Here is a 25,619-nt window from a genome sequence, read left to right on the forward strand (position 1 = left end):
AAGTAGTAAAGGGATAAAAATGGCTTTTAATATGATAACTAGTGGTGAAAAAATCCAATGAATTTCTATAAAATATTTAATTATTAATAGTGTAAGTAGTATCCCTACACCTACTTGAAACCAAACCTTCCTCGTCACTTTCATTCACTTCCTTTTATCGCCGTTACTCAAGATACTACTGATATATTAACCATTTCGCAAGTATCCTAGTATGTTTTGACTCAATCAATTTTTTCAGTGGGAATTTACTACCACATTTTCGCGTTTACTTAAAAAGCTCCCTTCCAACAACCTAAAAAATTCGCTCTCTTCCACTTTACTAGTCGTGGAAGTGTAGCGAATTTCAGTATTTGTTATAGCCAGGAATCGTCTACAGAATTTAAGTATGCCTCAATCTCACCAATAACTGATTCGACACAGCCATCTTCAAATGGTGAAATTAAGCCTGCTTCTTTTACAAGCTTTGTAAATGACATGGAGCCACCTAAACCACATAGATGAATATAGTCTTTCCAAGCCGCCTCAAAGTCTTCACGTGAACGCTTCCAGAATTGGAAGGCACAAATTTGGGCTAGCGTGTAATCAATATAGTAGAACGGACTAGCATAAATGTGACCCTGACGTTGCCAAATTCCACCTGCTTCAAGGTAGCTATTGTGATCATAGTCACGATGTGGCAAATATGTTTCCTCAATTTTCTTCCATGCTGCCTTACGCTCAGCTGGTGTCATTGTAGGATTTTCATAAATAACATGTTGGAATTCATCAACTGCAACACCATATGGTAAGAATAAAAGACCACTACTTAAATGTGTAAATTTATATTTTTCTGTATCTTCTTTAAAGAATAGCTCCATCCATGGCCATGTGAAAAACTCCATACTCATCGAGTGGATTTCACAAGATTCGTAAGTTGGCCATAAGTATTCAGGAATGCCGATGTTACGGCTTGAATAAACTTGGAAGGCATGTCCAGCTTCATGTGTTAACACATCGATGTCACCTGAAGTACCGTTAAAGTTCGAGAAAATGTACGGAGAATGATAGTTTTCAATAAATGTACAATACCCGCCACTCTCTTTTCCTTTCTTCGCCACTAGGTCCATAAGGTCATGATCGATCATGAAATTGAAAAACTCTCCCGTTTCAGGTGATAGCTCCTCATACATCTTTTTACCATTCGCCACAATCCATTCTGGATCACCCTTTGGCGTCGCATTGCCTGATAAAAAGTTCAGTGCTTCATCATAGAATTTTAAATCGTCAATCCCAATACGCTTCGCCTGACGCTCATACAGCTTTGTCGCTACAGGAACAATTAAGTCGCGAACTTGATCACGGAACTTCTTCACCATCTCAGCGTTATAATCAATACGATTCATTCGAACATAACCAAGCTCAACATAGTTGTTATAGCCAAGTTTAACCGCAATTTCATGGCGTACTTTTACAAGTTCATCGTATAAGCGATCAAATTCATCTTCATGCTCCGCAAAGAAACCAAAGCGCGCATTTGTTGCTTCTTTACGCGTAGCTCTATCTGTAGACTCTGCAAACGGTCCAAGCTGAGCAAGTGTTAAAGTATCACCATTAAATTCGATTTGTGCAGATGCTACAAGCTTATTATACTCAGAAGCTAGCTTATTTTCTTTTTGCATCAAATCAATGACTTCTGGTGAGAACCCTTTAATTTGATAGTTAGCGAGATCGAATAATTGTTGACCCCATTTTTCTTCTAGTTGCTCACGGAAAGGTGAGGCAATCAATGCTTTATAATATTCCGTTGTTACTTCTTCTAGCTCAGGACTAACTTCATCGAAATAGTCGCGCTCTGCTTGATAAAATTCATCGTTTGTATCGATGGATGCGCGAATATACACTAAGTTAGCCATTGTAGCAAAGTCATTACTGATTGCATTTAATTTTTCAATGATGTTACTTTGTTCGTCCATCGATTGCGCTTTTTTAAATTGGTCGACGAGCGCTAATTGTTGCTCTTTCATCCCCGCAACATGTGGACGGTTGTACTCATAGTCTTTAAACGTTTTCATTGAAGTCCCCTCTTTCTGTCATATACCCCGTGATATTTCTATTATATGTCAAATCTTAGCTATTAAGAAACAATTTTTTAATAACCTACAATATATGTTTTTAGTAATGCCGCTCGCTCTCTTATTTTTAGTTTAGCTTCTACTGACTTTGGCGTCTTAGCTGACACTACATCTACTTCAAAATCTAAAGACTCGGCTAAATATTTCGCACGTTTTAGATGGAAGTCATTTGAAACAATCGTAATTTTCTTTGTTTCCTTTGGTAAAAGTTCTTTAGAAAATACTAAATTCTCGTACGTGGAGGTGGAATGATCCTCCTCGATAATTCTCGTAGCATCAATACCATTTTGCTCGAGATAATCTCTCATCACGGATGACTCCGTTCGATCTTCATCGGGTCCTTGTCCCCCTGACACAATGACCTTCACTTGTGGATACTTTACTAAATATGGAACGGCCACCTCTAATCTACTTTTTAACGAAAGTGATGGTACACCTCCTGGTTTTACTTTCGCTCCCAGTATGATCATATAATTAGCCGAGCCATCTGCATTTGCTTCCACCCCACGTTCAATTTCTTTTCCCAACCAAATATAGAGGACAACTGCAATAACTATTAGAACAACACCTAATCTAATCAACCATTTTTTCACATATCAACCCTCCCTTACCTTTTATTAACGTGACTACAGAAAAAAAGGATGCTTGATTACCAAGCACCCTCAATAATTTTATCTTAAAATAAAGCGTTTAATGGATTCCTGTAACGCTGTAATTTCATCTGTTAAATCATTGGAAGATTCACTAATAAGCTGAATCGCTCGTTGTTGCTCATCTACCGATGCTGTCACCTCTTCAGAAGCAGCGGCATTTTTTTCACTGATCATTGCAATACTTTCAATGGATTTCATCATATCATTCTTAGCGCTATTTACATATTCTACGCCATCGGTCATATCACCAATAATTGAAATGATTTTTTCCACAGCCATTTTGATTTCTTTGAAGGAAAACTCTGTTACCATGACAGAATCATTTTGTTGACTTACAATGACGTGCGTTTTCTGCATTTCATCATTGACTAAATTTGTTTCACTCTCAATCCCCTTTAAGGTAGTGCGAACTAGCTCCGTCGCTACGGATGTTTGATCTGCTAGTTTTCGTACTTCCTCTGCGACCACAGCAAACCCTTTGCCATGTTCACCTGCTCGTGCAGCCTCAATAGAGGCATTTAGAGCCAAGAGATTGGTTTGATCAGAAATCTCTGTAATTGTCCCTACAATGCCTTCAATTTCACGTACCTTCACAATTAAACTCCCAAAAACGGACTGAATATTCTGAATAAGCATAGAAGATTCCTGCGACTTATCCTTTAAACTAGCGATATTAACGATACCCTCTTCATTTGATTTTTGCATATGTTGTGATGCATCTAGCATTAATTCATTTTTATCGTGCAATCCTTCAATTTGTTGAGCAAACTCAGTAGCTGTTCGATTTGTATCTTCCGCCTCTGATGCTTGTTTTACGGCGCCATTCGATACTTCATTAATAGCTTTAACAATTTCATCGCCATAAGCATTTGTTTCTTCAGCAACCGCAGTTAAATTTGACGATGTCGATTGAATTTCTACAATTGCTTCTTCTACATCTGAAATTAGTGTTTTTAATTGATCAACCATTTCATTGAAGCCCTCATTTAACTGGCCAATTTCATCTGTACGCTGTAAATGCTCCATATCTACAGTTAAATTACCCTTTGCTACTTCACGTACGCGTTGCGATAATTTTTTGACCGGTAATGCCAAATGCCTAGATACTAAAATAACAACCATAACACCTATGATAATAGCTCCTGCTAACGTCAAACCAATGACTACTAGTAACGAGTTTGCCTCTGCATTAAAATCCTGCATATATGTACCTGATGCAATAATCCATCCCCAATGTGGATCTTTTGCTGAATAAATAATTTTATCCGCCAATACATTCTGGCCTGGTAGCTCAAATTCGTATTTAGTAAAACCTCCACCATCCAATGCTCGGTCAGTTACTTCCCGAATAAAGTAATTTCCACTACTATCTTGATCGTTCCAAAGATTATCACCTTCTCGAGTAGGGTGTGTTGTTAATGTTCCCTTATCATCTAATACATAGATATAGCCGTATTCCCCCAAATCACCTGGATAATTAATCGCCCGCTTCCCTTCACTATCCTTAGGTCCCAAGAAAGCCTCGCGTACCCGTTCCTGTGCTACATCTAAAGGTATATCTCCCTTTTCAACACTTTCATTGGCGAGTTCAATTATTTGCAAAGCAGATTGAACACTATTATAAATTACTTGCTCTCCTATATCCTCCATACCATTCTTCGCCTTACTATAACTAACCACGCCAATTATTAAACTTGGAATAATTAGTAGTGCCAATGAAATAACGACTAGTTTCCCCTGTATCGAACGTAAAAACCTCATACTTTAGCCCCCCTTATTCTTCTCGTTCAAAGAGTATATTAACTTATATTATGTTATGATTTGGAAGTTTCCGCAATGGATAAAACGCAAATTAATTCCTCTATTTGGTTTATTTCGACAAATCCATGCTCATTATATTTTTATTTTTCTCCAACTAGCGTAAAAAAACTATTTTTCTACAAGAACTTCTCATAGAAAAATAGTTTACAATGATCATAATTTGAACGTATTGATTGTTTCAGTTACCTCTTTAGATGTTTGGTCTAACATCGCTACAACTTCATTTAATTCTGAAACCATTGTTACTTGTAAGTCAGAAGCCATTGCTACTTCTTTTGTTCCTTGCACACTATGCTGAGCAATATCATTCATCTGTTCTGTAGTAGCTAATATTTCTTCAGAGCCCGCTGACATTTCTTCAATGACAGCTGAATCATCCTGAATCTTATTATTTACCTCAACAACTGATTCTAATATTTGTTCTAGGCTTTCACCAATACGTTGTACAGCCCTATTACCTGCTTGTACATCTACCGCGCTTCCAGACATTTCATGTAATGCTCGTGCTGTAATAGTCTTAAAGCTTTTCAGATGCGTATGTATTTCATCCGCTGATGCTTTCGACAGTTCAGCAAGCTTCCGTACTTCATCTGCAACGACTGCAAACCCCTTACCAGCCTCCCCTGCCCTCGCCGCTTCTATCGCCGCATTTAATGCCAGTAAGTTAGTTTGGTCAGCAATACTCGTAATAATTGTTACCATCTCTTCAATAGAGCCGAATCGATCTCCCATTTCCTCAACATGATTAGCCGTTCGTAAAACAGAGGATTCCACGTTTTGAATTTGAGATATGACCTCTTGAGAATGATTCACGCTAGTTTCCACTAGGTCCGTCATCGATGAGGATGATTCAGCAATCTCAGAAGTTGTATCAGCCAGTCGCTGAATACCTATCGACATTTCATTCATCGTTAAGACAACTTCTTGATTGTTTTGCTGTTGCTGCTCACTACCAGCAGCAATTTCAACTATACGTTCAGCAATTTGAGCATTGGATGTTTCAACATGTTGTGTAGTTTCATCAATCTTTTTCACAACGCTTTGTAAGGCGAATGTTTGATGCTGAATGGTTTGGAATGTTTCTTTTAATTTTTGTAAGGACTCCTGAAAGGCTCGTGCAAACATAGAAATTTCATTTTTCCCTCTTAGCTGAATTTTTTCAACCTCCATTGTGGCCTTTACGATATCCCCTTGTGCAAAACTTGATACCGCGTCCCCTAAATTTGCCAATGGCTTTAATGCTTGATTTATGTAACGGTACATTATAAACATAACAATTCCTGTTAAAACTAACATTACTACAATTAATGCTGGCAAAATGGCTGTCAATACAGCATTCGTTACACCACTTACCTCGTTAGCCTCTATATCTACCCCTATAAACGCCACAATATTTCCTGCTGCATTCTTTAATGGTACTGTACCAGACAAATAATCCCCAAAACCACTATGTAAAATATTAGAGTAATAACTTCCTGTATCCATTACTTTTTCAATATCTTTATATAATGTAGAAGAAGACTCCTCTCCTATAACACCTGCATTTTCTTGGTCATCTGCTGGCATACCATCCACTAAAAATCGAACTTTTTGATCTTCCTGTGGAACGGCAAACGTATAGGCATACAGGACCCCATTTATTTCACGTAATTCATTCAGTTCTTCTCTTAGCTGCCAATATAAATTTGATTCCCTTGGGTCCTTTGATAGTTGTTCATAGTCCTCTGGGTTTAATTGCTTCGCAATGTTTTCTGCTACAGCGACAGCCTGTGCACCCATTGTTTTATTGACGGATGATTTCGCTGTGTAGATCGTTGTGACAATAAAAAATGCTAACAAAGCTACTAACATAACAAATGACATCAACACGATTCTATTACTTAATTTACCTGTTGTTCGCATGCTTACCTCCTTTAACAAACTACTAAGTTAATCTATTAACTATTGTACTATTATTTGCACTATTTCGACAATAAAACTATGCTAATAACGATATCCAAATAACTAAAGCAATTAAAGTAGCGAATAATGTCGGAATGGTAAGAATTATGCCGAACTTAAAGTATTGCCCCCAGCTAATTTTAATCCCTTTTTGAGCTAAAATATGAAGCCATATTAATGTCGCAAGTGAACCGATTGGCGTCATCTTTGGGCCAAGATTAGTACCAATTATGTTGGCATAAATGAGTCCTTCTTTCATCATGCCTGTTGCGCTTGTTTCAGAGATTGCTAATGCATCAATCATGACTGTTGGTAGATTGTTCATGACTGCTGATAAAACGGCAGCTACAAATCCCATAGTCATGGTCGCTACAACGAATCCTTGCTGCACAGCATGTTCTAGTAAACTAGCTAGTATACCTGTCATCCCTACATTTTTCAGGCCGTAAACAACCACATACATACCAATGGAAAAGAACACTATATTCCACGGTGCCCCTTTGACAACTCTCATTGTATCTACAAAAGAACTACGATTTGCCAGCCATAAGAAAATAGCGGCTACACTACATAAAATAAATGACACTGGAACGTGGAACATTTCGCCGATTATAAACCCCACCAGTAAAATTACTATTACATACCAAGATATCGCAAATAACTTCGGGTCTCTAATCGCCTGCTTAGGTTGTTCAACTGCATCGAGAGAATAGCACTGTGGTATGGAACGACGAAAAACCACATACAGTACAGCTATACTTGCAATTAAAGAAAAGAAGTTCGGTACAACCATATGAATCGCATAATCCATAAAGCCTATCTCAAAAAAATCTGCTGATACAATATTTGTTAAATTACTAATAACAAAGGGTAAGGATGTTGTATCTGCTATAAAGCCACTAGCAATAATAAATGGGAAAATCATTTTTTCCGTCATATTCAGTTTTCTAACCATCGCTAAAACAATGGGTGTTAATATTAACGCCGCCCCATCGTTAGCGAATAGCGCTGATACTATCGCTCCTAAGCAAGCAATATAGACAAATAAACGTATACCACTTCCTTTAGCAAGTCGTGCCATATGCAGGGCAGCCCATTCAAAAAAGCCGATTTCATCTAAAATTAGGGAAATTATAATAATACCAATAAACGATAAAGTAGCATTCCAAACGATTCCTGTTACTTCCAGCACATCCTGCCATGTAACTACTCCAATTATGAGTGCGATGGCAGCTCCTATACAGGCTGACCAACCAATCGATAATTTACGCGGCTGTACAATAACAAAAAATAAAGTCACTAAAAACAAAATAATCGCTAATGCAGTCTGCATGATTTTCCTCCCTAATTAAAAACCAGTAGCTTTATGTGCTACTGGTTTACTCAATCAATAAAATATTGGATTATTCACCTAAATCAGCATTGTGGAAGACGTTTTGAACATCTTCTAAATCTTCTAATGCATCAATTAATTTTTCAAATTTTGCAACATCGTCGCCAGTTAATGTTACTTCAGTCTGCGGTAGCATAGAAAGCTCAGCTACTGTGAATTCTTGTATACCAGCAGCCTTTAATGCCTCTTGTGTAGCAAAGAATTGATCCGGTTCTGCATAAATAATAACCGCTTCCTCTTCTTCCAGAATATCACGAGCATCTACATCTGCTTCCATTAAAATTTCTAGTACTTCATCAGCTGTTTTACCTTCTAAACCGATAACTGCAGTAGAATCGAACATATACGCGACAGATCCACTAACACCCATATTTCCGTTATTCTTACCAAATGCTGCACGCACATCAGATGCTGTACGATTTACATTGTTTGTTAAAGCATCTACGATAATCATTGTGCCGGCTGGACCAAACCCTTCATAACGTAATTCATCAAAGTTTTCGTCACCGCCACCTTTTGCTTTATCGATGGCTTTTTCTATAATATGTTTAGGAACACTATATGTTTTTGCACGTTCAAGCACCACTTTAAGTGCACGGTTTGACTCTGGATCTGGTTCGCCTGATTTAGCTGCCACATAAATTTCTCGCCCAAATTTAGCATTGATACGGCTAGTGCTTTGATCTTTAGACGCTTTCTTTTCTTTAATGTTATTCCACTTACGACCCATTGTTTCCACTCTCTTTCAAAGGATAGATTTATAAAAAAATAATAGATATGCAGTTGCACATCTTAAAATGGTAATTAAATACTTATCGTATCTTTACTCTGCAAATAATAACATAATGATGCTTACAAAGCTAGATATACCAATGTTTATGCTTATTTTTTCTGTAGCAATAGCTGTAAAGATTTACGCTATTTAGCATCCTTCTATAACCATTCCTCTTTAATTTTATCTAGTAATGCCGTACAGCCTTCTAGCACTAAATCATAGGTTTCTTGAAAATCCCCTGTGTAATAAGGATCAGGAACGTCTTTACGATGTTCTGTTAAATCTAAAAAACGAAAAATCTTTGGTGAAGTAGGATTTCCTAAGATCGTTCTGATATTGCGAATATTGCTCTCATCCATTCCAATAATGTATGTGAATTTTTCTACATCAGCCTTTTGTAGCTGTCGACCTACCATTCCTATTGTAGAAATACCATATTCTCTAAGCTTATCCTGTGTGCCTCGGTGAGGAGGTTCATCGATATGCCATGAGCTTGTTGCGGCAGAATCCACAGCAATTTTATCGTCTAAACCCTCCTTTCTCACCAGCTCACGCATAACCGCCTCTGCCATTGGCGAGCGACAAATATTGCCTAAGCAAACAAAAAGTACTTGAATCATTACGATTATCCTCCCACAACAAAGCACCCAAAATCAATTTGATTCTGAGTGCCACTTCATTTTATTTTACTGCAATACGATTTTCCAATTCTTCTGTTAAAGCGACTAGTTCACGTTCAAGGTGCTGAGTAAATTGTTCCCGACCTTCTTTTCCTTTACCCGTTACATAAAACGGCTCTCCATAAATTAAATAGCCTTTACCGCGCTTCATGACATCTCCTGCATTACGAGCACCAACGTAGGCAGCTGGAACAATTTGCGCCTTTGCCAATTGAGCGATTGTAATGGCTCCTTGCTTTAAGTCCGTTCCTTCTGAATTACGTGTTCCAGATGGGAATATCCCCACTACTTTTCCTTCTTTCAATAACTGTGAGGGAATTTTAATAACGCTCGGACCAGGGTTATCACGGTCCACTGGGAAGGCATTTAAATGTTCAATAAGCCAGCCAAGACCCTTCATTTCAAATAATTGCTTCTTCGCCATAAAGTGAATTTCCTGAGGGTACATGGCAACGCCGAGGTTTAAAATATCTACATAGCCTGTATGCGTACAAGCTATAATATATCCACCTTCTTTTGGCAAGTTTTCCTCACCATATACACGAGCCTTCGAACCCATAAGTTTTAATATTACTTTAACAATATTTGCTACTAATTTATACACTGTCACATTCCTACCTTATTCAATAGTTATTCCCATTGTAATCGAAAAGACTAGTATACTGCAATTGTAGGTGACCATCTTACACCTTTCCAACCAATAGATCTACATCAATCGTAATTTCACTTAATACAATGTCTGTCTCATCTTTTTTATGCCAGCCCATCGGTGTCATCTCCAATAAAGCAGGGACAAGCTCCTGAGCAAGTGGCAATGTATAAGTGACTCGTTCTATATTCACTTCGCCAAAACTATCTTGGAAACGAGCAACAATTTGTTCATTAGAATATGTTTCCTTACTCGAATCGGCATATAATTGAGCACGTAGCTCCTGTAAATAGCCGCTTTGTGGCACAACCTTCACAATACAGCCATTAGGCGCAAGAAGCCTTTTAAATTCTTCATAATTTGCCGGTGATAAAATATTTAAAATAGCGTCAAAGCTACCTTGTGCAAAAGGACTCTTAGCTAAATCGCCAACACACCAAATTTGCTGTGGATAATGTCGAGCCCCAGCCAAAATGCCCTCTTTAGCTATATCAATACCGATTCCTACCCCATTCTTTTTCTCATTCATAATACGGGCTAAATGCGATCCCTCTCCACAGCCCGTATCGAGCACTGTATTCGCAGAGTTAATAAGCTCCCCAATCTTTGCTTCTACAACATCATAGATCCCGCTATCAATAACAGCTTTGCGAGATTCAAAAAGATTCTTACTATATTTAGAAGTAGAGCCATGTGTCAGCATATTGACATAGCCCTGCTTGGCAATATCAAAAGAGTGATTGGCAGAACAAACGAGGCTCCCCTGCTCATAGACATGCATAGATTGCTGACATAACGGACATGCAAAAAGCGTAATATGTTGATTGATCAATGCTGCTCCTATTGCACGTTTAGATAGTGCTCCCATTGCTATTCCTCCTTCTGTTCATTCGGTGAAACGAGGGCAAAACGCTCCCATTTTCGGCTTTTCCATCTAAAGTATACGATAATTGCCCTTACCCATTCATCTGCAGATATAGCTAACCAAATACCTACTAAGCCCCAATCGAGGACGAATACAAAAAAGTAACCTAACGGGAGGCTCATACAAACCATTGATAGAAAACCGATTTTAACAGGAAACCTTGCGTCTCCTGAGGCACGTAAAGAGTTAATGACGACTATATTCATCGTCCGACCAGTTTCTAGCACTATACTTAATGCCAAGACAGATGCTCCGATAGCCATCACCTCAGGGTTATCTGTAAAAACATGCATCAGCTGCTTGCGGAAAATGGTCACTACACCAACCATAATAATGGTAAAAATAAATGCTGCTCGAACACTTGTCCACAGCTGATGATAAGCCTCATCCTTTTCTCCTGCACCTACATGCCTACCGATAATGATGGCTGTTCCTGTCCCAATCGCAATAGCGAATAAATAGGTAAACATAGATATGTTCATAGCATATTGTCTTGCCGCCAAAGTTTCTGCCCCTAAATATGTGGCATAATATAAAAATATGATCTGGCAAAACTGGTAAAGAACCTGCTCAAAGGCAGACGGTAAACCAATGTTTAAAATTTTTCTTACATATTCCTTGGAATACTCAAAGTAGTAGTGTAGCTTTACTCGTACTTCCATCACTTGATAAAGCAACCAGAAAAACACGATCATCGCTAATCCTCTACTAATCACTGAAGAGATAGCTGCACCTTTTACACCAAGCTCTGGTAAACCAAAATTCCCAAAGATCAGGCCGTAATTAAGTACAACATGCAGTACATTCATGCCAAGTGATACATACATCGTCTGTTTCGTCCAACCATGAACACGAATAATTGCAGCAAGGGCATTAATGATTGCTTGAAGGAAAATAAAACTCCCTATAATCACTAAATAACTTTGAGCATAATGAAGTACCTCACCTTGCAAGTTCATCATCGACATTAAATGACTAGCAAAGAAGAAAAATAGAACACTCATTATAAGTCCAACTGCCAAATTCATTGTGACTGCTAGAGCCGATATTTTAGCCGCTTCAAAAAAACGTTTCGAACCTAAATATTGTGATACAACAATGGACGCACCGTTGCCGACTACCTCAAGAATTAAAATAGCGATATGAATATATTGATTGGCTGCACCTACTCCTGACACAGCATTATCTGATAGCGCACTAAGCATAAAAGTATCGGCTAGTCCCATCAACATAAATAAAAATACTTCTAAAAAGATAGGCCATGTTAAATGGAATAGACTTAACTTATTTGTTTCTTTTATTGTGTCTGCCAATACCTTCACTTCTCCTATACTTTTCTTAAAAATCTATTGTATCTTATCATAAATTTTCAGACTGTAAAGAGATTTATAGGAAGACAACGCTTCCACATAAAAAATCCCTCTCACTAATTTGTGAAAGGGATTTTATTTAGATTAAGCAATATGACTGTAATTGCTCACGCTTATCAGCCGTTAGACCAAACTCCTGCTCCAAAAAAGCTGTCTTTGAGCCGTAACGATGATCCATAGCATCCAACGCTGCCTGTAAATAATCCTCACGAGCGGACATTAAAGCATAAAATTGCTGTAATTCTTGTTCATTATACTGGTGCTGGATCGTTTGAGCCATTCTTTCTACCATGGGACGCAAATGAATATTCGTATTTAAATAATCTTCCATAATGGTCTCTTCAGGTACGTCTAAAGCCAATAAAATAAGAGCTCCGCCAATTCCTGTTCGGTCTTTTCCAACTGCGCAATGATGGACTAGCCCTAAATTATCAGGGTCTTGTATAGTCGTCATTAATTCTTTAAAAGAGGGATTATGAAAAGGCATTTGTGCATAAAATTCCTTGAACATATCAGCGTTAACTACTTTATAAAATTCTCTACCACCTGTATTGGTTGGCATTTCAAATGCATGCTTTCCCTTCGCAGGGATTTGAATATATCGAGTTTGTGGAAACACAGGATTAGGATTATGTTGTACTTCATTTGTGTCACGATAATCAAAAATTGTTTTAATACCTAATGTTTCAAATAATTCTTTATCTGTCGATGTCATTTTACCAAGTGCGGCAGAGCGATAAAATAAGCCATTTCTTATAACACGCCCATCTCTCGTTTGATATCCCCCCATATCTCGGAAATTATAAACGGCCTCAAACGGAATATTTTTTTGTACTTGCTTCACTGAACTACACCTCCCTATATTAATAAGCGTTCTTACCTTTATTCTATCGAACAAACTACATGAATACCAATTTTCACACTAGGTAATAAAATAAAAAATGCTAGCTGTAATAAACAACTAGCATTTTCTACGATCTTATTTATATAACTCTGGATACACAGCTTTAGCAACAAGCTCAACTGCTTCACCGATACGTGGACCTGGACGATTTGAGATATCTGTGTCAAGGGACTGAACTGCCTTGTTTTGAATAGCTGTTACCGTATTCCACCCATCACGAGCAAGGATTTCTCCAATTGGATTTTCTGTATAGTTGACTGTTGTTAAAATGACGTCTGGATTTCTCGCAATTACATCTTCCTCAGATACTTGCTTCCAGCCATCTAAATCTGCAAACACATTCTTTACATTTGCCGCATTTAATATTTCTTGTTGGAAAGTGCTAGAGCCTGCTGTATATATTTCTGGCTTCGGACTAATTTCTAAATAAACATTTTTTGGTGTTTTTACTTCCTTAACCTTTGTTTGCACATCAGCGATTTTTGCTTTAATTTCCTCGTTTAATGCCTTGCCTTTATCCTTAACATCCATAACAGCTGCAATTTGTTCGATATCTCCATATACATCATCAAATGTAGCCGCTGATTGAATAACAAATACTTTAATTCCTGCATCCTCGAGTGGCTTAAGTGCATCCTTCTCACCAATCGTATACGCAATAACAACATCTGGCTTTAACGCTAAAATTCGCTCACTGTTATAATTCACAGTATCAGAAACACGTTCGATTTTTTGGGCGGCTTCTGGATATGTATCATATTCAGTGGCACCTACAATTTTATCGCCAACCCCTAATGCAAATAGAATTTCTGTGTTACTTGGTTGTAAGGACACAACTGTTTTTGGCACTTCCTTAAACTCTATTTCTACGCCACGATCATCGGTTACTTTGTAACTTGTTTGCTCAATCTTTTGTTCATCTTGAGAACCATTTTTATTTTTTGTATCTTCCGCAGTTCCACAACCTGCTAAAACGAGCGCTAGCAATAAAACCGATAGCCATTGTAAATTAAATAGTTTCTTCATTATTATTCACCTTTTTCTTTTTCATTGGATATGATTTACTCATAAACGGAATTTCAGCTATTCCAGCTTGTTGATTCGTATAGACAGCCATTACAAAACATACATTGGCTAATAAGCCTAAATAATCGAAGAGAATAGTCGGTACCTCTCGTTCTTCCGAAACCTTGTGTAAAGTTCGATATGATTTTTTCGCCTCACTACGACAAAGATGTAAAGCAGCAGCAGCCTCTGTTCCTTGAGGTAAAACAAAATTTTGAATCTCTTCCTTCACATGACTTACATAAAAATCATAGCGCTCACTTAACCAGGATAGATCCTCATCTGTAACTGCTAGCTTCCCACGAACCGAGCCATTCACATGATAAGCCATAGGTAAAATCTGCATTAAATCATCTGCAACAACTTGGACATCCTCTTTCTTTACTATAGCTAGCGCAACCCCTAAATGCGTTGTTAAACTATCTGTGCGAATCTCAAAATCGACAGTTGAAGCCCTCTCTCGCATAAAAGGATAACAAGAATAACGTGTATCTTTTTTCAACCTGCTGTCCCCCTTTTTCTTAATGAAAATCCTCACTTTTATAGAACATAAAAAAACGTCGCTCCTCACGCAAAGGAACGACGAAAATAACATAATGATTGTCATAGAAACACGACACTGCCTATGTATTTGCCGTATATCCTCCTAGCTTCCGAAGAGTTGTTATACGTTCAAATAAAGGTCGGTCTCCTGGCTTGTACAACGCTCCTATATAATTTATAAGAGCTATAAAGAACCTTCCCATTTTCCTATGAAACAGTGGTTCATCTTTATAATAGCTGTACTTACAGTTGCGGAAACAGCTTCGGCTTATACCGAATTCCCGATTATGCTAGCTAGCACCTTTATTCTGCAAGAATAATTCACTTGTAAAGCAGTTTATCATAGATTGATAGGAAAAAATAGTTGCGTACAAAAATGATAGCCGTTTTAGACGTATTTCAATTCCCATAAAATCACTCTACTACAATACTTTTTCAATTGCTTGCTCAATATCAAGCTGTGAGTCTGTAGGCTCAAAGCGAGCTATGGTTTTTCCGCTTGCATCTACTAGGAATTTAGTAAAATTCCAGCGAATATTACGACCATCTAAAAAGCTTGGAGCAAGTTGAACAATTGCCTCAGCAAGCATTTTCTCCTGCATGCTTGCTTTTCCAAATTCACGAAAATCGACTTCATGTTTTAAATAATTAAATAAAGGATGTGTCGTCTCACCATTTACTTGGACTAGCTCAAAAATGGGAAACGTAACTCCATAGTTGACCTTACAAAGATGCGCAGTTTCCTCTCCATCTTCAGGATTTTGATGGCCAAACTGATCACAAGGAAATCCTAGAACGACAAAATTATTTTTGCCATATTTATCGTACATTTTTTGTAAGTCTTCAAATTGATATGTAAATCGGCATTGATTGGCCGTGTTAACAATTAGCATTGTTTTTCCTCGAAAAGTTTCCATTGATAAAATTTCACCATTCGGCTTTCGTACTAAATAATTATAAATGCTCATTCCCTAACCCCTTTTGTTTTTTTCATATATTATAGTTGACTAATCTCCTCATTACCAAAGGTTTGCACAAAAAACACCATCTCGTTACTAAGAACGGATGGCTGACTTATATTTCTTTTTATATTTAACATTTTGCTCTTCATTGATTAAGCGATGGGCTATGTCTAATAATTTAGGATCACTCGTTTGATCATATAATTTTTTTAAAGATACAATAATATCATAGCGAATGAGAGTAGGATGCTTTTCATCTAAACAAGTTTGAAATCTCTTGGCTAAATAAGATACGACTAAATCGCTTTGTACTTGGCCTGCTAAACCAATTTTCCAAATAGCCTGTAATGTATGCCTTGCCGTGACGGGCTTTTCATCATAAGTCACTGCCCAAATCTTTAAAAAATCTTCTAATACTCTTTCTTCGGGATCACTTTTTGCAGCTAAAGCACATAAAATTTGTGCGGCAAGTGCACGTGCATGCCCATTTTTATATGTAAGTGCTTGTACAAGCTGTTCCCACACTGCATATGTCCAATCTACGGGCTCCTGCATAATTTTCATCAGTTCCTCGTAAGATTCATATTGAATATCTCGATCACGCTCTGTTAGATTACTAAAAAGTTGCAAAATCTCTTTTTCCATAATTTATCCCTACCTTTATTGTTTCAGAACGTCATAAAACTTGATTTATGTTACACTTAACTTAATTTTTTTCGCAAAGAAGGTGAGTTTATGAATAAATTTAATGCTAGGAAATTGATTTTTCGATTGCTAGTGATTCTGTCCCTAATTATAGCCGCTTACTTTATTATTCCGGTATCTATGCCGTTAATATTAGCAGCTATCAGCGCATTTTTCCTTGAACCAATCGTCATGTTCTTTAAAAGGCGCTGGAAAATGTCTCGAAAAATTGCAGTTGCCTTTATATACATAGTGAGTGTCATTATCATTTCTATTATTTGCTATATTTCAATTACGCAGATCATGACGCAAATAATTTTATTGTCTAAGCAAGCTCCCTATTATATTTCCAAGCTATCAGATATGTGGCTTCATATGCAAGAAAATATTTCTAAATACACGGAAGACTTTCCACCTGAAGTAAGTACTTCGCTTCAAAAAACCACAATGGATTTCATAAAGAAAATTGAAGAAACGTTTTTAAGCTTCTTTAATTATAGCAAAGTTTCGGCCTTCTTTTCAGAGATTCCAAGTCTATTTATCAGTCTTCTCGTCTATATGATTGCCCTATTCCTATTTATGCTAGATCTGCCGAAATTGAAGCGCATTACTTATAAGTATTTAAAGCCTAACACAGCAAAGAAAATAAAAATTATTTTAAACCGTTTAAAGGATGCGACATTCGGCTATATGAAAGCACATTTATTTGTAAGCTTCATTATCGGAGGCGTTACACTTATTGGACTTTTATTAATCCAGCCGAAATATGCCATAACCATGACCATTATTATTTGGCTAATAGATATTGTCCCTTTTTTAGGCTCCATTATTATTTTAGCACCATGGGGGCTTTATCACCTTTTAATGGGAAACACAGCTATTGCTGTAAAATTATTCATCTTAGCTGCTATTTTACTCATTATTCGTCGTGTAGTCGAGCCTAAACTAATGGGAGACCATATTGGGTTATCAACTTTACCTACATTAATTGCCATGTTTATTGGACTACAGTTATTTGGAATTATCGGTTTACTTGTCGGGCCATTTGTCATTATTTTCTTTATCGCCTTAAAGGAAACAGGCATCATAAAAGTAAACTTCAAAATTTGATACCAATAAAAAAGGTCATCTTTGTATTTTTCCCTTACAAAGATGACCTTTTTATCATGTTAATCGTCTATATACTATAGAGGCTTATTGAATTCGACCAAAGCCTACTAAATATTGATTCCACCAATCAAGTGATTCAATGACAACACCATTATTTTGAGCATCAATCATTGTGTTATTACCTAAGTAGATACCTACGTGCGCTACACCTGAGCCATAGCTAAAGAATACTAAGTCACCAACGCGTGCTTCCCCAGCAGAAATACGTTGTGTTGCTAAATATTGTTGTGATGCAGTACGTGGTAAAGAAACGCCTGCTTGTTTGTAAGACCATTGTACAAGACCTGAGCAGTCAAATCCAGAAGTTGGGTTACTACCACCCCAAACATATGGACGACCAAGGAATTGTTTTGCTGTAGAAATAGCATCACCTGAAGAGGCAGTACCAGCGCCTGAACCAACGATAATTTTTTGTGGTTGTTGACCATCACCGTTATTTTGAGTAGCTTGTACTACTGGCGTTGCTGCTTGAAGAGCACGTAAACGAGCCGCTTCTTCTTCAGCTGCCTTACGTTCAGCTTCTAAACGTTCTTCTTCCTGTTTTGTAGCAATTTGAGCTTTTAGAGCTAATGATTTTGCTTCATTTTCAGCCTTTTTCACTTCCATTTCGCTTTCCTTTTGTTGAAGCTCTTGGAATTGCTTTTGAAGCTCTTTTTGTTTTTCATCTAGAATGGCTTTTTGTTGCTCTAAGCTCGCTTTGTCAGCTTCTTGTTGATCCACTAATTCTTGGTCAGCATCCATTAATGTTTTAACCGCTACGACACGGTCCATTAAATCAGCAAAGCTTTTTGCTTCAAGAACTACATTTAAATAAACACCCACTGTGTTGTCTTGTGCTTGGTATGCAGCCATACGTTCACTTAAGATTTTAGAACGTTGCTCAATACGTTTTTTTGTTTCAACAATACTAGCATCTACTTCTTTAATTTCCGCTTGTACTTGTTTAAAAACTTTTACTTTTTCGTCGATCTCTTTTTGTAAATTCGTTAGTTCTTCTTGTAATTTTTTAACTTGTGCATCTATTTCAGCCTTTTTCTCAATCATTTGTTGAGAAGTTTCTTCAGCATGTACTTCTGTTGGTTGAATTGTATTAAATAATAAGCCGCCTGCTAGTGCTAAAGCGAGCACCATCGACTTACGCCATTTATTGCGCTTACCCACGTACCTTCAATTCCCTTCATTTATCAATTTCGCTCTGAATACTCTATGTAATCTGTTGAACGATCCTATATTTAATCAATTGTTCTTATATATTTGTTTTAGCCTTTTAAAGTTTAGCATTTTCAGCATAACTTTTATACTATTTCCTATCTATTTAATACATTAGTAAAATTCGAAACATTTCTGTAACATTCGCGTAAAATACCGATTATTCTACAATACACTTATATATTCTACACAAGTCTGTTATTAGCTAATTCGACAATAGTCACACGACCTACTTTGTAATGTTTTTGTAATATTACTTGGAAATGTTTCAAAAAAAAGAGGTAGGGGAATAATCCCTACCTACTGCTTCATGGAACGCAATGCCTGTATCGATAACCTTACTAACAAAATTGCACATAAAAATAAACCTAAATAAGCAGCTGTGTTTAAATATACTGCATAAGAATCATGGATAAATTGTGAGATTGCTAAAAGAGCCACAGATATAATTCCAAATGTAATCCCTACTAAAAGCAGTACGAATCGGGAAAACAAGTTGGTAATGAATCGGGCATTATGCTCATCAGAGAATATATCGTGATGTAAAATAATTTTTCCACTCTCTACACGCTGAATTAGTTGATCCACTCTTCTTGGCATTTTACGCAAAGTTGGTATCAGCATCGATAATTCCTCTTGCAGCCGTTCTTTTGTAGCCATTGGTTCTTTAAATGGTTTTAGGAAAGAAGCACGCATATATGTAGCAGAGAAATCCTTAGCTTCTGTAAAAATATCAAAACGTGAATCAATTACCCTTAATGTTCCATCTAATATCACCAACGAGCGGAGTGCTAAACCTACCGCTGGGTAAAAGGCTAGCCCAAAATCCCGCACCACTGTAAATAAAGCATGTATTAATTCTTCTGTTGGTATGCGGTCAACATACGAGATTTTTAGTAAAATTTGATCGATTGCTTGTTCCATTCTTGCACGTTCCGCATGATCGGCATTTTCCACTAATAGTGTTAAGCCATCGTACAAGACACTGGAGTCATTGAGCTGAATACCCATTAAAAATAGCTTTAAGCCCTCTTGTTGTGTGGCCCCCAATCTTCCAACTGCTCCAAAATCGAGCAATACGGGTGTACCATCCTTCTCATCAATGTGAATATTTCCTGGATGAGGATCAGCATGAAAAATACCTGAAAAAAGCATCTGTTCAAAAAAAGAATATAATACTGTTCTAGCAAATTGTCTGCGATCAATGGATAGACGATTGAATTCTGATCCCCCATCTGCCACACTCTGTCCACGAATATATTCCATCACTATAATATTTTCATTACTGTAAGCTGTATAAATTTTTGGAATGCGAACCTTATAATCACTTTTCGATAATGCGTTCTTTACCTGTAACGTATTACGTACCTCAATATCTAAATGAATCTCTTCACGTAGCCCATCTGCGAATCCACCAGCTAGCTCACGAAAGCCTAGTGACTCTGCCCAAGTAGATTTGGATGAAAGCCAATTTGCAAATTCCTCTAAAATTTCAAGATCATCGCGCATAATCCCTTTTACTTCTGGACGGAGAAGCTTGACGACAACATCTTCATAATTTTTAAGCCGTGCTTTGTGCACCTGACCGATAGAGGCTGCTGCAATAGGCTCCATTTGAAATTGGCTAAATAACTCATCCATTGATTGTGGAAGTGAGCGCTCTAAAATACTTGTCACTTGCTCTGCTGGTAAAGGCTTTACACGATGTTGTAGCATCTCTAGCTCATCTATAAAGATGGGTGAAAATAATTCTTTACGTGTAGACAGTACTTGTCCAAATTTAATGAAAATCCCACCACATTGCTCTAATGTTGCGCGCAATGCAATCGCCAACTCTTTTTCGTTTTCACGTTGCCTTGCATATTTAATCGTTTGGACGACACCATTTGTAACTGCAATTTTTAAAACTTGTCGCAATCGTTTCTGCTGTCGCCAATAGCTCCGCAGTCGTAAGAGCAAAGATTTTTGACCATTTCGACGATCTCCAGTTGTAATGCCACTTGGATCAAAGAGCTCAAAAACCAAATACAGCAACATAGAAATGAGTAGCATACTCCCTATCCAAATTAAAGTGCTGACCTCTGTAACAGTTTGCATCATGGTTTCTGACAAAAAATCTGTATGACGTAAATAAGAGTACCAGTAAACAAAAGAGGTTAATGTCACACTAATGACGACTGAAAGCACTCTTCGTACAAAATTAATATTAGAGCCTATTAATCGTCCACTCACAATATAAATCAAACCCGATACTATAATGATTTGCATCAAAAATTTCAAAAAAATCAACAGTGTCACCTCCATTGTCATTTCCATTTCCTACTACTGTTAGTATAGCAAATTTATACATTAACTTTCTTTCACAAGGAACACCTTAGAAAATTAATGAAGTCTTTCACCTTGATAATATACCCTTTAGGGTATATTATTTAATTTGTAGTACTCATACTACATTATTTATTGATTTCAATAACAAAAAACTATATTTAAAAGCTTTTTTATACCCTTATATGTATTAAGCAAAAGGAGTGTTGACAATTGAGTAAAAAATTTTTAATTGTTGGTGGCGTTGCAGGTGGAGCATCCACTGCTGCCCGCATTCGTCGTCTCGATGAAAAGGCAGAAATTATTATGTTTGAAAAAGGGCCAAATGTTTCATTCTCCAACCGTTCTCTCCCCTTCCATTTAAGCGGGATTGTTGAAAATAGTGACAAATTGATCTTAATGACACCTCAATCCTTTCAAACAAAATACAATATAGAGGCTCGTGTACAGCATGAGGTTGTATGCATTAACCGAGAACAAAAAACCATTACCATTAAGAATTTAATAACGGGTAGAGATTATGAGGAAAGTTTCGATACATTAGTTCTATCACCAGGAGCAAGTCCTATCGTCCCTGACCTAGAGGGTATCCGTTCAAACCATGTCTTTACCATTAGAAACGTGGTAGATATTAACCGTTTAAATCAATACCTACAAACGGATCATGTACAGGATATTGCTGTGATCGGTGGAGGCTTCATTGGTGTAGAGGTAGCGGAAAATTTGAAGCTAGCGGGCTATAATGTCTCTTTAGTTGAATTCGGTCAACAAATTATGGCCCCTTTTGATTATGATATGGCTCAAATATTGCAAAAGGAGATGACCGATAAGGGGGTTCAAGTTATTGTCAATGATGGTCTCGCAAGGGTTACTCCAAGTGATGTGACGTTAAATTCTGGCAAACAATTGACAGCACAAGCCGTCGTATTAGCGATTGGCGTTCGTCCTGAAATCCACTTAGCCAAAGAAGCCGGGCTAACTATCGGTGCACTCGGAGGCATTCAGGTTGATGCTAATTACGTGACATCAGATCCTTCCATATATGCAGTGGGAGATGCGATTGAAGTATTCCATCAGCTTAGCCATAAACAGACACGACTTGCTTTAGCCGGGCCCACTCAGCGACAAGCTCGTGCTGCAGCTAATCATATGTATAACATCCCTCATCACAATAAAGGGGTTATCGGATCTTCAAGTGTACAAATTTTCGACCTTGCCTGTGCTTCAACGGGTTTGAACGAAAAAACAGCTCTAGCAAATGGCTTTCAGGCGAAAAGCGTTTATCTAATAGCTCCTGATAAAGTAGGCTTAATGCCGAATAGTAATCCGCTTCATTTTAAGCTCGTTTATGAAACACCAACCGGTAAAATCCTCGGAGCCCAAGCTATAGGTAAAGGCAATGCAGATAAACGAATTGATGTAATAGCTACCCTCATCACAATGGGTGGTACTTTAGAAGATTTGAAGGAGCTGGAGCTATCCTACTCCCCAATGTTTAGCACTGCCCGTGATATTGTCAATTTAGCAGCTCTTGTAGCTCAAAATCAATTACATGGACACTACAAACAAATAAAAGTTGATGAAGTGAGAACACTCATTGAAAATGAAGCCTACTTCTTAGACGTACGCGAAAAGAATGAATTTGAATCTGGTCATCTCCTTCATGCACACAATATCCCTCTAAGTGAACTTCGAGAAAGAATGCATGAGGTACCTAAGGATCAACCAGTGTATGTACATTGCCGATCCGGTCAGCGTAGCTATAATGCTGTTATGGCCCTTCAAAATAGCGGTTATTCTAACGTCTTTAACGTAAGCGGGTCATTCCTGGGTATTAGCCTATATGAATATTTTACAGATGTCACAACAAACAGAGATAAAATTGTCACTGCTTATAATTTTAAGTAATTGAAAAGGGATGCCCATAAAACAGCATCCCTTTTCATTAGTTTGTAGATAGTACCTTTTCCCAATCAATCGTACCATTTTTAACTTGTTCACGTTTTTCTTTTGTCATAATATCATTTGGTTTTCCGCCTTTTGGCCAATCTTTATCATGATTTGGCCATTCAGGACGATCTTGCGATAAAATAAACGCTGCTAAATCAGCCGCTTCTTGATCTGTTAAAGTCCCTGCTGCACCTACTGGCATATTATTTTGAATATAGCCAGCCATTTTTGACATACGCGCCATACCTGCTCCATCATTAAAGGAATTATCACCCCATAATGCTGGACCAGTATTGGCACCAGTCCCAGAGCCGTCAGCTGCATGACAAGCTATACAGGACTGACCATAAAGCTCCTCACCATTGTCAACATTCGGAGTCGGTACATTCTTCATATCGCTAGTACCTGCCCATTCACGTTTTGCCCCAATTGGAACACCTTCAGAAATATATGCAAAATAAGCGACCATGGCCTCTAGCTCATCACTATTCATTTCGAATTTTTTACCATTCATACTACGAACCATACAGCCGTTAATACGCTCTTCTATTGTAACTACACCACCCGAGCGTCCAATATATTGTGGATAATTAGCCATTACTCCTACTAATGATGATGCTTGCTCGTCATAGCCAGCACCAGCATGGCAGCTTGTGCATGATAATTGGTTCCCTACATATTCGTCCGCCGCAACATGTGTGTTATTAACAAGCTCATAGCCGTTTAAAATCGCTTCTTTCATTGGTCCATCTGGCACTTCGTCAATACTTGGTGGAGCATAGACAACTGACTGAGCAGCTGCTGTCGTTGGTAATTGCGTCTGCACTGTCGTTTCATTCTCCTCCACAATCGAATCAACTGTAATTTTGTCACTAATAATGGTTGCTACAAAAATTGTGCCTACTAACAGTACTGTCCCTGCTACTCCTGCTACTATAGGTTTCATCTATAATACCCCCCTTTGTATACTCACTTATATTTTAGCAACATAACATTTTATTGGATGTGATTTTTCTCACACCACTATAAAATAGAACCATTCAGATGATAAAAATGGATATATTATACATAAATTATTGTACTACAACACCGAAATCACGACTTAATACCTCTTGCAGTATGGGGATGAATCAAAAAAGTGCCGAGTACTTTAAGTACTCGACACTTATCCATCGGTTTACAAGTTACATGCACCATCCGTACACGTATCCTCACCATTTCCCATTAATTGAATCGTTGGCTGAATCCCCACTATTTTTGCAGTTTGATGTAATGTTCGCACAAAGACTTCATTTGGCTCTGCCCCTTTAATGCCATAACGATTTTCAAACACAAAGAATGGCACACTTTGTATACCAAGTTGCTGTGCATCATATCGATCCTGATCTAAAGCCTCAAGAAAGACCTTAGTAGCTAGAATGTCCTGCGCCTCCTCTATATCTAAACCTAATTGTGCAATCACCCTTAATAAAAAGGAATCATCATTCACATCTTCACCAGCCATAAAATAACCAGCCATCAGTGCTTCCGTATATGCAGATGCTTGGCCAAATTGCTGTGTCCATTTTGCTAATCGATGAGCTTTTTCAGTGTGAGCTGTTGTCATCATTTCAAAATTATAAGTCAACCCAACTTCTGCAGCTCTTGATGCCATATTCTCTGTCATGCCATGTACTTCTTCAGGTGTTGCGTTATACTTCATAGCCAAAGTGTCTAAAAAATTCGGTGCATTTACTTTAGGCGTTTCCGGACCTATTTGATAAGCCTTGTATTCAATTTCTACTTGTCCCGTATAGCCGCTTGTCTTAATCGCACGTTCCAATTCTCGCTTGGCAATATAACAAAACGGACAAGTAAAATCCGTAAATACTTCAATCTTCATGGTTAGATCCCCCCAATAATATCTATCCAAATTTTGATGGCAGTCGCCAATATAAGTATTGCCAAAATGCCTTGCAAGCTTTTGGTATTTAATTTTTTCCCAGCTCTCGCACCAAGCGGGGCCGCTATAAGACTAGTAATAATCATAATGAGCGAGGGGAAATATTCAACTTGTCCGGTCATTAATTTCCCAACCATTCCCCCTATGGAGGAGATAAATGTAATTGCTAAGCTAGTAGCAATGGTCATACGCGTAGGAATCCCTAAAACCACTAACATAATAGGGACTAATAAGAATCCACCACCTGCTCCCACAATACCTGATCCACCCCCAACAACTAAGGCCAATAAAATTGCCCATTTTTTATTAAATGTGACATCCTGCAACGGTTGATCATCAATTTGTTTTTTTGGAATAAACATCATGTCTGCCGCTATTAAGGCTAGCACACCATAAACGATATTGATGCCTGACTCGGATAAAAATTTGGAACCAAAACTACCAACAAAACTTCCTGTTAATATAGCACCACCCATATAGATAATAAGTGATTTATTTAAAAGTCCACCCTTGCGGTATTCCCATACACCCGCAAGGGATGCAAAAA

General features: G+C 37.7%; 22 protein-coding genes, 1 pseudogene and 1 riboswitch. Of the genes and pseudogenes, 2 read left to right on the plus strand and 21 right to left on the minus strand.

The window, feature by feature from the left end; translation table 11 throughout:
• The 16 genes and pseudogenes from KVT27_RS26790 to KVT27_RS22250 all read right to left on the minus strand — a co-directional run.
• Window positions 1-144, minus strand: a pseudogene (locus KVT27_RS26790) (AI-2E family transporter); the annotation flags it as partial.
• A gap of 209 nt (window positions 145-353) precedes the next feature.
• Window positions 354-2,051, minus strand: a complete 1,698-nt coding sequence (locus KVT27_RS22180) for a M3 family oligoendopeptidase (RefSeq protein ID WP_217581955.1) — start codon at window positions 2,049-2,051, stop codon at window positions 354-356.
• Window positions 2,052-2,128: 77 nt separating this feature from the next.
• Window positions 2,129-2,704 carry a YdcF family protein gene (locus KVT27_RS22185; protein WP_217581956.1) on the minus strand — a complete coding sequence of 192 codons (576 nt, stop codon included), beginning with the start codon at window positions 2,702-2,704 and terminating at the stop codon, window positions 2,129-2,131.
• A gap of 78 nt (window positions 2,705-2,782) precedes the next feature.
• Window positions 2,783-4,525, minus strand: coding sequence for a methyl-accepting chemotaxis protein (locus KVT27_RS22190; protein ID WP_217581957.1), 1,743 nt, complete (start codon window positions 4,523-4,525; stop codon window positions 2,783-2,785).
• A 213-nt stretch (window positions 4,526-4,738) separates the two neighbouring features.
• Complete coding sequence (locus KVT27_RS22195) at window positions 4,739-6,487, minus strand: methyl-accepting chemotaxis protein (protein WP_036147962.1); 1,749 nt, start codon at window positions 6,485-6,487, stop codon at window positions 4,739-4,741.
• Window positions 6,488-6,563: 76 nt separating this feature from the next.
• The gene (locus KVT27_RS22200; protein WP_036147964.1) at window positions 6,564-7,859 is read right to left on the minus strand and encodes an arsenic transporter; all 1,296 of its coding nucleotides are present in this window, start codon (window positions 7,857-7,859) and stop codon (window positions 6,564-6,566) included.
• 70 nt (window positions 7,860-7,929) lie between these two features.
• The gene (locus KVT27_RS22205; protein WP_008175214.1) at window positions 7,930-8,649 is read right to left on the minus strand and encodes a YebC/PmpR family DNA-binding transcriptional regulator; all 720 of its coding nucleotides are present in this window, start codon (window positions 8,647-8,649) and stop codon (window positions 7,930-7,932) included.
• 203 nt (window positions 8,650-8,852) lie between these two features.
• Window positions 8,853-9,314, minus strand: a complete 462-nt coding sequence (locus tag KVT27_RS22210; protein ID WP_036147965.1) for a low molecular weight protein-tyrosine-phosphatase — start codon at window positions 9,312-9,314, stop codon at window positions 8,853-8,855.
• 61 nt (window positions 9,315-9,375) lie between these two features.
• Complete coding sequence (locus tag KVT27_RS22215; RefSeq protein ID WP_036121211.1) at window positions 9,376-9,978, minus strand: lysophospholipid acyltransferase family protein; 603 nt, start codon at window positions 9,976-9,978, stop codon at window positions 9,376-9,378.
• A gap of 79 nt (window positions 9,979-10,057) precedes the next feature.
• Window positions 10,058-10,891 carry a putative RNA methyltransferase gene (locus tag KVT27_RS22220; RefSeq protein WP_217581958.1) on the minus strand — a complete coding sequence of 278 codons (834 nt, stop codon included), beginning with the start codon at window positions 10,889-10,891 and terminating at the stop codon, window positions 10,058-10,060.
• 2 nt (window positions 10,892-10,893) lie between these two features.
• A complete protein-coding gene (locus KVT27_RS22225; RefSeq protein WP_036147969.1) occupies window positions 10,894-12,261 on the minus strand; it encodes an MATE family efflux transporter in 1,368 nt (455 codons plus the stop codon).
• 136 nt (window positions 12,262-12,397) lie between these two features.
• On the minus strand, window positions 12,398-13,162 hold the full coding sequence (locus tag KVT27_RS22230) for a tyrosine-protein phosphatase (RefSeq protein WP_036121218.1): 765 nt from the start codon (window positions 13,160-13,162) through the stop codon (window positions 12,398-12,400).
• A gap of 135 nt (window positions 13,163-13,297) precedes the next feature.
• Window positions 13,298-14,248 (minus strand): ABC transporter substrate-binding protein, encoded by a 951-nt coding sequence (locus KVT27_RS22235; RefSeq protein WP_217581959.1) that lies wholly within the window; start codon window positions 14,246-14,248, stop codon window positions 13,298-13,300.
• Complete coding sequence (locus KVT27_RS22240; RefSeq protein ID WP_217581960.1) at window positions 14,232-14,789, minus strand: hypothetical protein; 558 nt, start codon at window positions 14,787-14,789, stop codon at window positions 14,232-14,234. Before KVT27_RS22240 ends, KVT27_RS22235 begins: the two co-directional genes overlap by 17 nt.
• Window positions 14,790-14,951: 162 nt before the next feature.
• Window positions 14,952-15,150: riboswitch (cobalamin riboswitch) on the minus strand.
• A gap of 102 nt (window positions 15,151-15,252) precedes the next feature.
• Window positions 15,253-15,798: a glutathione peroxidase gene (locus KVT27_RS22245; RefSeq protein ID WP_036121225.1), complete on the minus strand. Its 546-nt coding sequence runs from the start codon at window positions 15,796-15,798 to the stop codon at window positions 15,253-15,255.
• Window positions 15,799-15,885: 87 nt separating this feature from the next.
• Window positions 15,886-16,437, minus strand: a complete 552-nt coding sequence (locus tag KVT27_RS22250) for a hypothetical protein (RefSeq protein ID WP_008175231.1) — start codon at window positions 16,435-16,437, stop codon at window positions 15,886-15,888.
• A 90-nt stretch (window positions 16,438-16,527) separates the two neighbouring features.
• On the opposite strand from KVT27_RS22250, the gene ytvI reads away from it, so the two are divergent.
• Window positions 16,528-17,586 carry a sporulation integral membrane protein YtvI gene (gene ytvI / locus KVT27_RS22255; RefSeq protein ID WP_036147973.1) on the plus strand — a complete coding sequence of 353 codons (1,059 nt, stop codon included), beginning with the start codon at window positions 16,528-16,530 and terminating at the stop codon, window positions 17,584-17,586.
• An 84-nt stretch (window positions 17,587-17,670) separates the two neighbouring features.
• Here the strand turns inward: ytvI and KVT27_RS22260 are convergent, their stop codons facing one another.
• Complete coding sequence (locus KVT27_RS22260) at window positions 17,671-18,807, minus strand: C40 family peptidase (protein ID WP_036147975.1); 1,137 nt, start codon at window positions 18,805-18,807, stop codon at window positions 17,671-17,673.
• Between the two features lie 348 nt (window positions 18,808-19,155).
• Window positions 19,156-21,144, minus strand: a complete 1,989-nt coding sequence (locus tag KVT27_RS22265) for an ABC1 kinase family protein (protein ID WP_036121235.1) — start codon at window positions 21,142-21,144, stop codon at window positions 19,156-19,158.
• A 249-nt stretch (window positions 21,145-21,393) separates the two neighbouring features.
• On the opposite strand from KVT27_RS22265, the gene KVT27_RS22270 reads away from it, so the two are divergent.
• Window positions 21,394-23,088, plus strand: a complete 1,695-nt coding sequence (locus KVT27_RS22270; RefSeq protein WP_217581961.1) for an FAD-dependent oxidoreductase — start codon at window positions 21,394-21,396, stop codon at window positions 23,086-23,088.
• 37 nt (window positions 23,089-23,125) lie between these two features.
• Here KVT27_RS22270 and KVT27_RS22275 read toward each other — a convergent pair whose 3' ends face one another.
• From KVT27_RS22275 to KVT27_RS22285, 3 genes are all read right to left on the minus strand, one after another.
• Window positions 23,126-24,076, minus strand: coding sequence for a c-type cytochrome (locus KVT27_RS22275; RefSeq protein WP_036121240.1), 951 nt, complete (start codon window positions 24,074-24,076; stop codon window positions 23,126-23,128).
• Window positions 24,077-24,307: 231 nt separating this feature from the next.
• Complete coding sequence (locus KVT27_RS22280; RefSeq protein ID WP_036147979.1) at window positions 24,308-25,012, minus strand: DsbA family oxidoreductase; 705 nt, start codon at window positions 25,010-25,012, stop codon at window positions 24,308-24,310.
• Between the two features lie 2 nt (window positions 25,013-25,014).
• Window positions 25,015-25,619 (minus strand): sulfite exporter TauE/SafE family protein (locus tag KVT27_RS22285; RefSeq protein WP_217581962.1); only part of this gene is annotated, 605 nt, incomplete at its 5' end.

Origin of the sequence: Lysinibacillus sp. GbtcB16, assembly GCF_019091145.1 — a bacterium.
In the GTDB taxonomy this organism is placed as follows: domain Bacteria; phylum Bacillota; class Bacilli; order Bacillales_A; family Planococcaceae; genus Lysinibacillus; species Lysinibacillus fusiformis.